This is a genomic window from Streptomyces sp. NPDC001781 (genome assembly GCF_053596035.1).
The window spans coordinates 1-15011 of the sequence record NZ_JBSFFI010000021.1 but is presented as its reverse complement, the minus strand read 5'-3'; the positions used below and the strand labels follow the sequence as shown (position 1 = coordinate 15011).

Genomic DNA, 15011 nt, shown 5'->3' with positions numbered 1-15011 from the left:
GCGGGCCCTCCCTCGGGTGAACTGCCGCGTCACGAACCTCACGTGACCGTTGGCGGCGCCGCAGAGCCTGCCGCAACGGCGCCCTTCGACCCCAGAGAAGGAGGCGCAGTCACCGTGGCGCCGACGCTGCCGACGTGACTGCCGGTTGTTCTCTCGGAGCGGCGACGGCCCGGCAGCGACGCTGAGGCGCATGACTGCGAACCCCTCCATCCGGACCGCGCCGCCCGAGCGCGCCCAGGAGCGCGACGCGAGCTCCGCGCTGCCCCTGACGCTGTCCGCCGAGTCCCCCGGTACGCCCCTGTCCGCATACCTGTCGGCCGCCCGACCGCTCATCCGCGGCCGGCTGCTCGAACACGGCGCGGTGCTGCTGCGCGGCTTCGACGTCGGCGGCGTGGACGGCTTCGAGGCCGCGGTCCGGGCGGTGTCCGGCACGCCGCTGCCCTACGCGGAGCGGTCCTCGCCGCGGAGCACCATCAAGGGGCAGGTGTACACCTCGACCGACTATCCGCCGGACGAGGAGATCTTCCTCCACAACGAGAACTCCTACCAGGCGGACTGGCCGCTGAACCTCTTCTTCCACTGCGTGCAGCCGCCGGACACCCTGGGCGCGACCCCGCTCGCCGACACCCGCCGGGTGTACCAGGCGATCGACCCGTCCGTCCGGGAGGAGTTCGCCGCCCGGGACTGGATGGTGGTGCGCAACTTCTCCGACGGCTTCGGCGTGCCGTGGCAGCAGGCCTTCGGCACGGGCGACCGCGGCGAGGTCGAGGCGTACTGCGCCCGCAGCGGCGTCGAGACCGAGTGGACGGCGAACGGCCTGCGCACCCGTGCGCGCCGCCGGGCCGTGCACCGGCACCCGGTGACCGGCGAGACGGTCTGGTTCAACCACCTCACCTTCTTCCACGTGACCACGCTGGCCGAGGAGGTGTGCGGCGCGCTGCGGGAGATGTACGACGACGCGCAGCTGCCGACCAACACCTACTACGGCGACGGGCGGCCGATCCCGGACGAGGTCGTCGCACACCTGCGGGCCTGCTACCGCGCCGAACAGCGGCGCTTCGACTGGCAGCGGGACGACGTGCTCCTCGTGGACAACATGCTGTCGGCGCACGCCCGCGAGCCGTTCACCGGACAGCGCCGGATCGCCGTGGCGATGGCCGAACCCTTCTCGGCGGCCGTGCGGTCCGCCGCGTACCCGGAGGTGACCGATGTCCGCCGATGACAGCGGCCTGCCGCTCTCGTACGCCCAGGAACAGCTCTGGTTCCTCGACCAGCTCCGCTCCGGTGCCTCCACCGAGTACCTGATGTGCGAGGCGTTCCGCATCCGCGGCCCGCTCGACACGCGGGTGCTGGAGGCGGCGTTCACCGAGATCTCGGCACGGCACGAGGTGCTGCGCACCCGCTACGGCAGCGCGCAGGGCGCCGGCGCGCAGTTCGTGGCCGAGCCCGGTCCCGTGCGGCTCGTCCGGGTGGACCTGACGGGCACGGCGCCGGCGGACCGCGAGGCGCGCGTGCGTGAACTGCACGCGGTCGAGCTGCGCACGCCGATCGACCTCCGCACCGAGGCCCCCTGGCGGCTGACCCTGGTCCGGTTCGCCGATGAGGACGCCGCCCTGCTGGTGACGGTCCACCACATCGCCTTCGACGGATGGTCCTGGGGTGTTCTCGCCCGGGAACTGCACGAGCTGTGCGCCGCGTTCGCGGCCGGCCGGCCGTCACCGCTCGACCCGGTACCGGTGCAGTACGCGGACTTCGCGCAGTGGCAGCGCGACACCTGGGCGGCCGCACCCGCGCGGGCCGAGCAGCGGCGCGCCTACTGGCGGGAGCGGCTGGCGGGCCTGGAGCCGCTGGAGCTGCCCGCCGACCGCCGGCGCCCGGCGCAGTGGGAACCGGCCGGGGACAGCGTCCCGTTCACGGTGCCGGGGGAGCTGGCCGGGCGGCTGGCGATGCTCGGCCGGGACGCGGGCGCGACCCCGTTCATGGTGCACCTGGCCGCGTTCCAGCTGTTGCTCGCGCGCTGGTCCGGCCGCACCGACGTGGCGGTCGGGGTGTCCGTCTCGGACCGCGACGAGGTCGAACTGGAGCCGCTGGTCGGCCTGTTCCTCAACACCGTGGTGCTGCGCTCCGACCTGTCCGGCCACGGCTCCTTCCTCGACCTGCTGGCGCGGGTCCGGGAGACCACCCTGGACGCCTACGAGCACCAGGACGTGCCGTTCGGCTGGGTGGTGGCCGACCTCGCGCCCGAGCGGGACTTCTCCCGCAACCCGGTGTTCCAGGTCGGCTTCGCGCTGCACAACGCCGAGCGCCGCCCGCTGCGGCTGCCCGGACTCGACGTCGCCAAGGTCGAGCCGGCCACCGATCACTCCGCCTTCGACCTGTCGCTGCACCTGTCCGAACTCCCGGACGGCTCGATCGCGGGCCGGCTCGTCTTCCCCACCGCGCTGTTCGACCGCGCGCGGATCGAGCGGATGGCGGCGAGCCTGCTGCGGCTGCTCTCCGGCATCGCGGAGCACCCGGACGCCCCCGCAGACGCGTTGGAAACCGTCCCCGCCGAGCAACTGGCGGCCTTCGAGCGCTGGAACCGCACCGAGACCGAGCGGCCGCAGCAGTCGCTCGCCGAACTCTTCTTCGCCCAGGCCCTGGCCACCCCGGACGCGGTGGCCGTGGTGTCCGGCGAGCGGGAGACCCGCTACGCCGACCTCGCCGACCGGGTGCGGCGGCTGGCCGGACTGCTGCGCTCGCGCGGCGTCGGCCCGGAGAGCGCGGTGGGCGTCGCGCTGCACCGCGGCACCGACCTGGTCGCCACCGTCCTCGCCGTGCTCACCGCGGGCGGCGTGTACGTGCCGCTGGCCCCGGAACACCCGGCGGAGCGGCTGGCCCACGTGGTCGGCGACGCCGAAGTGACCCTGCTGGTCACCGAGGAGGCGCTGTCCGGGCTACTGCCGGCCCACCCGAACACCCTTGTCCTCGACGCCGTCCGGCCGCCGGAGTCCGAGCAGGCGCCGCCCCTCGAACCGGAGGGCGCGGTCGGCACCCGGGCCGCGTACGTGATGTACACCTCCGGCTCGACCGGCCGGCCCAAAGGGGTCGTCGTACCCGAAGCCGCGATCCGCAACCGCGTGCTCTGGTCGGTGGAGCGCTACGGCCTGGGCCCCGGCGACCGGGTGCTGCAGAAGACCACCATAGGTTTCGACGCCGCCCTGTGGGAGTTCCTCTCCCCGCTGGTGTGCGGGGCCGCGGTGGTGACGGGCCCCCAGGACGCCCACCGCGACCCGGCGGTGATGGCCCGTGCCGTGGCCGACCACCGGGTCACCGTGCTGCAAGGCGTGCCCTCGATGCTGCGCCTGCTGCTGGAGGAGCCGACCCTCGCCGACTGCGCCTCACTGCGCCTGCTGTGCTCGGCGGGCGAGCCGCTGCCCGCCGGCCTGGCCGACCGGCTGCGCCGCACCCTCGACGCCGAGGTCGTCAACACCTACGGCCCCACCGAGTGCGCCGTGGACTCCACCGCCTGGCACTTCGACCCGGACGAGCCCGGCGACCTGGTGCCCATCGGTCTGCCGCTGCCCAACGTGCGCACCTACGTGGTGGACACCGAGGGCCGTCAGGTACCCGTCGGGGTGACCGGCGAGCTGCACGTCGGCGGCCTCGGACTCGCCCGCGGGTACGCGGGCCGGGGCGACCTCACCGCGGACCGGTTCGTCCCCGACCCGGACGCGGCCGTGCCCGGCGCGCGCCGGTACCGCACCGGCGATCTGGTGCGGCGCCGCGCGGACGGCGCGCTGGAGTACGTGGGACGCGTCGACGACCAGGTCAAGATCGGCGGAGTGCGGATCGAGCCCGGCGAGATCGAGGTCCTGCTGTCGGCCCATCCGTCGGTGGCCGCCGCCGTCGTGGCCGTGCAGCGGTCCGACGCGGGCGACGCGCGGCTGACCGCGTACGCGGTGCCCGCCGCGGGGGAGCGGATCGATCCGGAGGCGCTGCGAGTCCACCTGGCCGCCACGCTGCCGGAGGCGATGCTGCCGTCCGCCGTCGTCGAACTCGCCGAGCTCCCCCTCACACCGAACGGAAAGGTGGACCGCCGCCGGCTGCCGGCCGCCGCCGAGCCCGGCCGGCCCGCCGCCAAGGACCGGCAGGCCCCGCGCACCCCCGCGGAGGAGGCCGTCGCCGCGCTGATGGCCGAGGTCCTCGGCGTCGAACGGGTCGCCGCCCAGGACGACTTCTTCCTGCTGGGCGGCCACTCCCTGCTCGCGATCAGGCTCGTGCTGCGGCTGCGGCGCGCCTTCGGTACCGAACTGACCGTCGGCGAGCTGTTCCAGGCGCGGACGGTGGCCGCGCTGGCCGCCCGGCTCACCGAGGCCGGCGCCGAGGCCGCCCCGGGCACCGTTCCGGACGCCGTCCGGCCCGCGGGCCGGGACCGCCCGCTGCCGCTCTCGTTCGGCCAGCAGCGGATGTGGTTCCTCGACCAGCTGGAGCCCGGGACCCACGAATACGTCGTCCCGCTGGCGCTGCGGCTGACCGGACCGCTCGACACCGTCGCGCTGCGCCACGCGCTGGACGCCCTGTCCGCACGGCACGAGATCCTGCGGACCAGGTACCGCTCCGAGGGCGGCGAGCCCGTCCAGGTCGTCGACCCCGCCGGGCCGGTGGACTTCACCCGGACCGACCTGACGGGCGCCCCCGACGCCGAGCCACGGGCCCGAGCCCTGGTGGACGAGCTGGCCCGCCGGCCGTTCGACCTCGAACACGGACACCCGCTGCGGGCGACCCTGATCCGCACCGCCCCCGAGGACCACCTCCTCGTGCTGACCCTGCACCACATCGCCTTCGACGCCTGGTCGACCAACGTCTACCTGCGCGACCTCGACCTCGCCTACCGGGCCTTCGCCGCGGGCGATCCGTCACCGCTCGCCCCGCAGCCGGTGCGCTACGCCGACTTCGCGGTGTGGCAGCGCGAGCAGCAGCGGGCCGGCCGGCTGGACCACCAACTCGCCTACTGGCGCGACCGCCTGGAAGGACTCACACCCCTCGAACTGCCCACCGACCGGGTCCGCTCGGCGGTCCGCGACGCCCGCGGCGACAACGTCGTCGTCGAGGTCGCGCCGGAGGTGGCCCGGGCCGTCACCGAACTGGCCGGCCGGTACGGCGCGACCCCGTTCATGGTGATGCTCGCCGCGTTCCAGGTGCTGATGCGGCGCTGGACCGGCCGCGACGACCTCGCGGTGGGGACCCCGGTCGCCGGCCGGACCCGCCAGGAGACGGAGGACCTGGTCGGGTTCTTCACCAACAACCTGGTGATCCGCAGCGACCTCGGCTGCAACCCGGCCTTCGGCGAGCTGCTGGAGCAGGTCCGCCGCACGGTGCTCGACGCCTTCGCCCACCAGGACGTACCGTTCGAGCACCTCGTCGACGCGCTGCAACCGGAGCGGGACCTCTCCCGCAACCCGCTGTTCCAGATCATGTTCGAGCACCAGCACCTGGCAGGCGTCCCCGACCGGCTCGGCGCGGTCGCCGTGGAACCGGTCCGGGCCGGACTGGAGACCGCCAAGTTCGACCTCACCGTGACCGTCAAGGAGCGCGACGGGCGCATGTACTGCTGGTTCGAGTACGCGACCGCGCTCTTCGACCGGGAGACCGTCGAACGGATGGCAGGCCACTACCTGACCCTGATCGGCAGTGCCACCGCCGCACCCGACGCGCGGATCGGCGACCTCCGCATGCTCACCGAGGACGAGCGGCGGCGCGCCCTCACCACCTGGGCCGACCCGGAGTCCGCACGGGTCGCCGTGCTCGACCCGGCCGACGAACGCGGGCTGTGCGTACCGGAGCTGTTCGCCCGGCAGGTCCGGCGGGCGCCGGACGCCATCGCCGTGGTCTTCGGTGACCAGCAGGTCAGCTACTCCGAACTCGACGCGCTCTCCGACCGGTTCGCCGCCCGCCTGCGCTCCCTCGGGGTCACCGCGGAGACGGTCGTCGGCTCCTGCCTGGAGCGCGGCGTCGAGGCGGTGGTGGTCCTGCTCGCCGTACTGAAGGCCGGCGGCGTCTACGTGCCGTTCGACCCCGGGCACCCCGCCGAGCGGCTGGAGCTCATGCTCGCCGACGCCGGCCCGGAACTCGTCGTCACCACCCGCGCGTTCGCCGGCCGCCTGACCGGAGCCCACCGGGTGGTCCTGGCCGACGCCGACGCCCGGAACGAACCCGGCCCGGACCTCGCGTACCCGGAGCCCGTCCCTGCCCTGCCGCGCAACCTCGCCTACGTCATCTACACCTCCGGCTCGACCGGCCGCCCCAAGGGCGTGATGATCGAGCACCGTGCGTACGCCCACCACTGCCGGGTGATCGCCGACGCGTACGGCATCGTCCCCGGCGAACGGGTGGCACTGCTGTCCGCCCTCACCTTCGACGTGGCGATGGACCAGATCGCGGCCACCCTGGTGGCCGGCGCCACCGTCGTCGTCGCCGACCCGGTGTTCTGGACCCCGGACGAACTGCCCGCCCGGCTCGCCGAACACGGCGTCACCGTCCTGGAGATCACCCCGTCCTACTACCGGGCCGTCCTGGAGTCGCCCGACCTGCACCTGCTGGACTCGCTGAAGCTGATGAACGTCGGCAGCGACGTGGTCACCGGCCTGGACGCGCGGCGCTGGTCCGAAACCGGCCTGCCCGCCCGCTTCCTGTGCAACTACGGGCCGACCGAGGCCACCGTCACCTGCCTGCTGCACCCCGTCCCCCAGGCGCCCGCGGAGGGCGACGCCGCCGGTGCCCTGCCGCTCGGCCGGCCCGTGCCCGGCACCCGGGCCCACATCCTGGACGCGGACCTGCGGCCCGTCCCCGTCGGTGTCCCCGGCGAGCTGTACCTCGGCGGCGTCCGGCTGGCCCGCGGCTACCACCGGCGGCCGGACCTCACCGCGGAGCGGTTCGTGCCCGACCCCTTCGCCACCGAGCCCGGCGGGCGGCTCTACCGCACCGGCGACCTGACCCGCCACCGCCCCGACGGCACCATCGAGTTCCTCGGCCGGATCGACCACCAGGTCAAGGTCCGCGGCCTGCGCATCGAACTCGGCGAGATCGAGACGGCACTCGCCCGGCACCCCGCCCTCCAGGAGGCGGTGGTCACCGCCCCGCAGACGGCTCCCGGTGAACGCCGGCTGGCCGCCTACCTGGTGGCGCGTCCCGGCAGCCCGATGCCCGACGTGGCCGAGCTGCGCGCACACCTGGGCGCGCTCCTGCCCGAGTACATGATCCCCTCCGTGTGGGTGCCGCTCGACGCGTTCCCGCTGACGGCCAGCAAGAAGATCGACCGCAAGGCCCTGCCGGACGCCTCGGCCGCCCTGACCGGCGGCGCCCGCGAGCACCTCGCCCCGCGCGACCCCGCCGAGGAGGCCGTCGCCGCGATCTGGTCCGAGGTTCTGGGCCAGGAACGGATCGGCGCCCACGACGACTTCTTCGCCCTGGGCGGGCACTCGCTGCTCGCCACCCGGGTGCTGGCCCGGCTCCGCGAGACGTTCGCCGTCGAGCTGCCCCTGCGCCTGCTGTTCGAGGCCACCACCATGGCCCGGCTCTCCCAGGCGGTGTCCGAGGCCGTGGAGGCCGACGTCGCCGCCCTCTCCGACCAAGAAGTGGCGGGTCTGCTCGCCGAGGAAGGCCTGCGATGACCGACACCAGGGACCGCGCGCGACTGAGGCAGGAACTGCTCCGCCTGCGCCTCGCCGGACGGGCCGCCCCCGTCCCGGCGGACGGCATCGCCCGCGCGACGCGCGGCGGCCCGCTCCCGCTCTCCTTCGCCCAGCGCCGCCTGTGGATCCTCGACCGGCTCCAGCCCGGCGGCACCGAGTACCTGATGACCGTGGCGCTCAGGCTGCGCGGCCCTCTCGACCGGGCCGCGCTGCGCACCGCGCTGGACGGGATCCTCCACCGGCACGAGGTGCTGCGGACCCGCTATCCGGTGGCCGACGGCGAACCCGTGCAGATCGTCGACGAGCCGGGGAGGGTCCCCCTCGTCGAGGAGGACCTCGGCGCACTCGACCGGGCGGCCGCGGACGCCCGGATCGCCGCCCTGGCCACCGGCGCGCGCCGGCCCGTCGACCTCGCCGAGGGCCCGGTGTTCTCCGCCGTGCTGGCCCGGACGGCGGAGCGGGAACACGTCCTCCTGCTCACCGTCCACCACATCGCCTGCGACGGGCGGTCCGAGGACGTCCTGGTCCGCGAACTCGCGGAACGCTACGCGGACGCGGTCGCCGGGCGCCCCACCAGCTCGCCCGAACCGCAGGTGCAGTACGCCGACTTCGCCCTCTGGCAGCGCGAACGGCTCTCCGGTGCGGAGCTGCGCCGCCCGCTGGACCACTGGCGCGAGCGGCTGGCCGGGCTGCCGCCCCTGGAACTGCCCACCGACCGTCCCCGTCGCGCCGTACGCGACTCGGCGGGCGGGCTCGCGCCGCTCGCCGTGCCGGCCGACACCGCCCGGCGGCTGACGGCGCTCGCGCGGGAGCACGGCGCCACCCCCTTCATGGCCCTGCTGGCCGCGCACGCCGTCCTGCTCGGCCGCTGGAGCGGCCGGCGCGACGTCGCCGTCGGCTTCCCGGTGGCAGGGCGCGACCGCGCGCAGCTCGAGGACGTGGTCGGCCTCTTCCTCAACACGCTGGTGCTGCGTGTCGACCTGACCGGGGCGCCGTCGTTCGCGGACCTGGTGCGACAGGTCCGCGAACGCGCCCTCGACGCCTACGCCCACCAGGAGTTGCCTTTCGAGCGGCTGGTCGAGGAGCTGGCACCGGAGCGGGACCCGTCCCGCACGCCGCTGTTCTCCTCCATGCTGCTGTGGCAGGACGCGGCCGGTTCGCCGGCGCCGACGCCGATGGGCCCGCTGACGGCCGAGCGGCTGCCGGTCGGCGAGAGCACCGCCAAGTTCGACCTCACCGTGGGGCTCGCCGAGCAGCCGGACGGCTCGCTGTCCGGCGGCGTCAACTACGCCTCGGCGCTGTTCGACCCGGCGACGGCCGAACGGTTCGCCGCGCAGTTCACCCGCCTACTGGAGAGCGCGGTCGCCTCGCCCGGCACCCCGGTGGAGGAACTGGAGATCCTGCCCGCGGCGGAGCGCGACCGCCAGCTCGTCGACTGGAACGCGACCGGTCGGCCCTACCCGGCCGCCACCCTCACAGAGTTGTTCGAGGACCAGGCCGCCCGCACCCCCGACGCCGAGGCGGTGCGCTTCGAGGGCGCCGGCCTCGACTACCGGGACCTGGACGAGCGGGCCGGTCTGCTCGCCCACCACCTGCGCACCCTCGGGGTCGGACCCGAGTCCGTGGTCGGCGTCTGCCTGCACCGGGGCACCGACCTCGTGGTGGCGCTGCTGGCGGTGCTCAAGGCCGGCGGCGCCTACCTGCCGCTCGACCCGGACTACCCGGCCGACCGGCTCGCCTTCATGCTGGAGGACTCCGGCGCCCGAGCCGTGATCACCGACCCCGGACTCGCCCCCCTGGTGCGCGACCGCGCGCCGCACCTGGTCGACATCACCGCGGACATCACCCGTGCCCGGGCCCATCACCCGGCCGTCGCGGCGGCACCCGAGCACCCGGCGTACCTGATCTACACGTCGGGCTCCACCGGCCGCCCCAAGGGCGTGCTGATCGAGCACCGGGCCATCGTCAACCGGCTGCACTGGATGCAGGAGACCTACGGTCTCGGCGCCGACGACCGGGTGCTGCAGAAGACGCCCCACAGTTTCGACGTCTCGGTGTGGGAGTTCTTCTGGCCGCTGATCACCGGCGCCACCCTGGTGCTCGCCCGCCCCGGCGGCCACCGCGACCCGGCCTACCTGGCCGATCTGATCGGCACCGAGGCCATCACCACCGTCCACTTCGTACCGTCGATGCTGCGGGCCTTCCTCGCCGGGCCGCCGCCGGCCCTGCCCTCGCTGCGCCGCATGGTGTGCAGCGGCGAGGCGCTCCCCGCCGACCTGGTCACCGCCGTGCACGAGCGGATCGGCTGCGAGCTGCACAACCTGTACGGACCGACCGAGGCCGCCGTGGACGTCACCGCGACCCGGTGCGAACCGGGCCTGCCCGTCACCATCGGCCGCCCCATCGCCAACACCCGCACCTACATCCTGGACGACGCCCTGCGGCCGGTGCCGATCGGCGTGCCGGGCGAACTCCTGCTCGGCGGCGTCCAGCTCGCCCGCGGCTACCTGAACCGTCCGGCGCTCACCGCCGACCGCTTCGTGCCCGACCCCTTCGCCACCGGACCCGGCGGCCGGCTGTACCGCACCGGCGACCTGGCCCGGTACCGCGCGGACGGCGCCATCGAGTACCTGGGCCGGCTCGACCACCAGGTGAAGATCCGCGGCCAGCGGGTCGAACTCGGCGAGATCGAGGCGGTGCTGGCCGAGGCACCCGGCGTCGCGGCCGCGGCCGTCGCCGTGCACGACGAGCAGCTCGTGGGATACCTGGTGCCGCCCTCGGCCGACGTCGAGGCGGCCCGCGAGCACCTGCGCGGGCGGCTGCCGGAACACATGCGGCCCGTGCACTGGACCCTGCTGGAGACGCTGCCCCTGACGCCCAGCGGCAAGACCGACCGCGCGGCGCTGCCCGCACCCGACCGGACACGCTCCGGCCTCGTCGGCGCGTTCACCGCCCCGAGCACGGCGATCGAGCGGACCCTCGCGGACGCCTTCGCCACCGCCCTGGGCGTCGACGAGGTCGGGGTGCACGACGGCTTCTTCCAGCTCGGCGGAGACTCCATGCGAGCCATCCGGGCCGTCGGAGCCCTGCGCGACCAGGGGCTCGCCCTCACCGTGCAGGACGTCTTCGCCCGGCAGACCGTCGCCGAACTGGCCCCGGTGGCGGCCGCCCGGCCGGCGGCCGAGCCGCAGGAGACCACCCTGACCGGCCGGTTCGAGCTGCTCACCCCGGGCGACCGGGACCGGCTCCCGGAGGGACTGGCCGACGCCTACCCCATGGGCCAGGTCCAGGTGGGCATGGTCTACGAGATGCTCGCCGACCCCGAGCGCAACACCTATCTCAACGTCAGCACCTTCCAGATCCTGGACGACGGCCCGTTCTCCGCCGAGGCGTTCACCGGCGCGGTCCGCCTGCTGATCGAGCGGCACGAGATCCTCCGTACCTCCTTCGACCTCACCGGGTACTCCGAACCGCTCCAGCTCGTGCACCCCGCCGACGGCCTGGAGGTGGCGACCGGTGTCACCGACCTGCGCGGTCTGCCGGCCGAGGAACAGCGGGCGCGGGTGCGGGACTTCCGCGCCGAGGCCCAGCGCACCCCCTTCGACACGGGCCGCGCCCCGCTGCTGCGGTACCACGCCCACCTGGTCGGCGACCGCGAGTGGCTGCTGACCCACGTCGAGTGCCACGCCATCCTGGACGGCTGGAGCCACCACTCGGTCATCGGCGAGCTGCGAACCCTCTACCGCGAGCTGTCGCGGGGCGCCGCCACCCCGCCCGCGGCCCCGCCGCGGGTCCGCTACGCCGACTTCGTCAAGCTGGAGAGGCGAGCCCTGGCCTCGCCGGCGGACCGGGAGTTCTGGCGGGAGCGGATCACCGGCCACGAGCGGCTCCGGCTGCCCGCCGACAGCGCCCTCGCCGAGGCGGACTCGCCGGCCCCCGAGGTACGGCTGCCCTGGGCGCACCTGGAGACACGGCTGCGCCGGCTCGCCGCCGACACCCAGACGTCCCTCAAGAGCGTCCTGTACACCGCCCACCTGAAGGTGCTCGGCCTGATCAGCGGCCAGCACCGGTTCTTCGCCGGCGCCGTCACCAACGGCCGGCCCGAACTGCCGGGCGGCGACCGGGTGCGCGGCATGTACCTCAACACGGTGCCGTTCGCCGTCGACCTGCGGGCGCCGAGCTGGCGCGAGCTGGTGCGGTCGGTGTTCGCCGAGGAACTGGCGCTGTGGCCGCACCGGCGCTACCCGTTGCCCGCGATGCAGCGCGAATGGGGCAGCGGCGAACCGCTCGTCGAGGTGGTCTTCGCGTACCTGGACTTCCACGTGCTCGACGAGCAGCGCGCGGACATCGGCACGGTCGACGACCACAGTCCGAACGAGTTCACCCTCGACGTGTGGACCTTCCCGGGCGAGCTGCGGATGACCTGCCGGCCCGGATGGGCCGGCGAAGAGCGGCTGGCCGCCATCGGCGACGCCTTCCTGGGCGTCCTCACCGCGATGGCCGACGACGCCGACGCGGACCCGCGCGGCTTCCGTGCTCCCGGCCTGGAGCAGACCGGCGGGACGCCGACCGGCAGCCGGCCACTGCCCGAGGTCTGCGTGCCCGAACTGCTCGCCGCCCGCGGCCGCCCCGACGCGACCGCGCTGGAGGACGGCCGGCGCCGGCTCACCTACCGGGAACTCGACGCCCGCTCCAACCAGCTGGCCCACCTGCTGCGCGGGCTCGGCATCGGCCCGGAGCAGCCGGTCGCACTCTGCCTGGACCGCGGCATCGAGGCGGTGGTCGCCATGCTGGCCGTCCTCAAGGCCGGCGGGTACTACGTACCGCTCGACCCCGGCTACCCGGACGCCCGCATCGGCTACGTCCTGGACGACGTCCGTGCCCGGGTGGTCCTGTGCCGCCCGCAGGACACCGCCCGCCTGGCCGGGTTCGCCGGCCTCAGCAGCGTTCCCCTGGACGCCGGGTCGGCCGTCCTCGACGGGCTGCCCACCACCCCCGTCGAGGCGGGCACGGTCCCCGACAACCTGGCCTACGTCACCTACACCTCGGGCTCCACCGGCCGGCCCAAGGGCGTACAGATCACGCACCGGGGCATCGTCCGGCTGGTGCACGACCCGAACTACGCCGACCTCGACCCGGACCAGGTGCTGCTGCTGCACGCGCCGCTCGCCTTCGACGCGTCCACGCTGGAGGTGTGGGGAGCGCTGGCCAACGGCGCCCGGCTCGCCGTCTGCCCGCCCGGGACGACCACGGCCGACGAGCTGGCCGAAGTGGTCCGCCGGCACGGCGTGACGCTGCTCTGGCTCACCGCCGGCCTGTTCCAGCACATGGTGGAGACCCGCCCGGAGCTGCTGGCCGAGGTACGGCAGGTGCTCGCCGGCGGCGACGCGCTCTCGCCCTCGCACGTACGCACCGCCCTGGCGCACGGAGTGGCGCTGACCAACGGCTACGGCCCCACGGAATGCACCACCTTCAGCACCGCGCTGCGCGGAGTGACCGAGGCCGACGCCGACCGGGGCGTGCCGATCGGCACACCGATCACCGACACCCGGGTGCTGGTGGTCGACGAGGACCTCGACCCGGTGCCGGTCGGGGTGCCCGGCGAACTGCTGGTCGGCGGCCCCGGACTCGCCCGTGGCTACCTGGGCCGCCCCGACCTGACCGCGGACCGCTTCGTGCCGGACCCCTCCGGGACCGTCCCCGGGGCGCGCCTGTACCGCACCGGGGACATCGCCCGTCGCGACGCCGACGGCACGCTGTCCTTCATCGGCCGGGGCGACGGCCAGGTGAAGATCCGCGGCCACCGGGTCGAGCTCGCCGAGGTGGAGGCCGTGATCGGCGGTCTCCCGTCCGTCAGGGCGGCGGCGGCCGCGGTGCATCCGGGACCGGACGGCCACAAGCGGCTGGCCGGCTATGTCGTCCTCGAACCCGGTCACGGTCCGCTGGACGCCGCGGCGCTGCGCGAGCAGCTGCGGCGGCGGGTGCCCGACTACCTGGTGCCCGGCGCCTGGGTGGAGCTGGCCGCCCTTCCGCTCACCGCCAACGGCAAGATCGACCGGGCCGCGCTGCCCGAACCCGCCGGGCCCGCACCGACATCGGCCCACACCGCCCCGCGCACACCCGCCGAGCGGGCCGTTGCCGAGGTCTGGAGCGAGGTGCTCGGTGTGCAGCGGGTCGGTGCCGACGACGACTTCCACGTCCTCGGCGGGCACTCTCTGGCGATCTTGCGGATCATCGCCCTGCTGCGCGAACGGCACGGCATCGAACTGACCGTCCGGTCGTTCCTGGAGCGCCCCACCGTGGCGGGGCTCGCCGCGGCCGCCGAGGCCGGCGCGCCGGCGGCCCGGTCACTGCTCTGGCTGCGGCGCGAGGGCAGCCGGCCGCCGCTGTTCTGCGTGCACCCAGGGGGCGGTAGCGCCCACTGGTACCGCCCGCTGGTCCCGTACCTCGACTCCGACCAGCCGGTCGCGGCCTTCGGCTGGCCCGGCCTGCAGGCCGAGCACGGCCCCGTCCCCTCGACGGAACAGATGGCGGAGCGCTACCTGGCCGAGTTGCGGGCGGAGGCACCGCACGGGCCGTACCGGTTGTTCGGCTGGTGCGGCGGCAGCGGCATCGCGAGTGAGATGGCGCACCGGCTCACGGCCGAGGGCGAGGAGGTCACCTTCATCCTGCTCGACCCGGGCCTGGACAACCACGAGCGGATCGAGCTGTGGCGGGAGTACTGGCTGATCGAGAGCTGTGTGGCGAAGCTGACCGAGCTGGCCGCCGCGCCGTCCGGGCAGGACACCTCGGCGCTGCGGGCGGAAGCCCTGGCGCTGCTCGAACACCTGGTGGACGACGTCGATCCGGAGGTGGGGATCACACTGCCGGAACACGGCGCCGGCGAGGTCTGGCTGCCCTCCGCGAAGATGTGGCGCGAGGTCATGGAGATGTGCCTGACCTACCGGCACCGCCCGTACCCGGGCCGGCTGCACCTGATCGCCAGCGACGAACTGGCGGACGGCGAGCACGAGGTGGCCTCCGGGCAGTCGTTTCCCGAGTACCTCGCCCGGTGGCGCGAGCTCACCGCGGGCGTGACGCTGCACCGGATTCCCGGTGACCACTTCGGCGTGCTGAAGCCGCCGCACCTCGGCCGGCTCGCCGAGGCCGTCACCGCCATCCTCGGCGGCGGAGGCACGGAGGACGCGGGCTGACGCGGGCGGGCGGGACGGCCGGGAGGGCGGGGGCGCGCTGGGCGCCCCCCCCCCCCCCGGCCGGGACCGGCCCGCTCGCGGCCGGGCCCCGGGGGGGGGGGGCCGCCCCCCCACGGCCCGGCCGGGGGGGCCCGCGCCAGTGCCG

The 15011-nt window shown here is 74.7% G+C and carries 3 protein-coding genes; all 3 read left to right on the top strand.

What is annotated here, in order from left to right; translation table 11 throughout:
* Positions 1–190 precede the first annotated feature (190 nt).
* Genes ACWCV3_RS19800 through ACWCV3_RS19790 form a run of 3 tightly spaced genes read left to right on the top strand, consistent with a single transcriptional unit; the run spans position 191 to position 14866 of the window.
* Positions 191–1222, top strand: coding sequence for a TauD/TfdA family dioxygenase (locus ACWCV3_RS19800; RefSeq protein ID WP_451225536.1), 1032 nt, complete (start codon positions 191–193; stop codon positions 1220–1222).
* Positions 1209–7652 carry an amino acid adenylation domain-containing protein gene (locus tag ACWCV3_RS19795; RefSeq protein WP_451225533.1) on the top strand — a complete coding sequence of 2148 codons (6444 nt, stop codon included), beginning with the start codon at positions 1209–1211 and terminating at the stop codon, positions 7650–7652. The genes ACWCV3_RS19800 and ACWCV3_RS19795 overlap by 14 nt, the downstream gene beginning before the upstream one ends.
* Positions 7649–14866 (top strand): amino acid adenylation domain-containing protein, encoded by a 7218-nt coding sequence (locus tag ACWCV3_RS19790; RefSeq protein ID WP_451225530.1) that lies wholly within the window; start codon positions 7649–7651, stop codon positions 14864–14866. The genes ACWCV3_RS19795 and ACWCV3_RS19790 overlap by 4 nt, the downstream gene beginning before the upstream one ends.
* Positions 14867–15011: the final 145 nt, after the last annotated feature.

What these genes read in the sequence shown, in the direction of transcription:
- ACWCV3_RS19795 (WP_451225533.1), top strand. Translation starts at nt 1,209, where the DNA reads ATGTCCGCCGATGACAGCGGCCTGCCGCTCTCGTACGCCCAGGAACAG.
- ACWCV3_RS19800 (WP_451225536.1), top strand. Translation starts at nt 191, where the DNA reads ATGACTGCGAACCCCTCCATCCGGACCGCGCCGCCCGAGCGCGCCCAG.
- ACWCV3_RS19790 (WP_451225530.1), top strand. Translation starts at nt 7,649, where the DNA reads ATGACCGACACCAGGGACCGCGCGCGACTGAGGCAGGAACTGCTCCGC.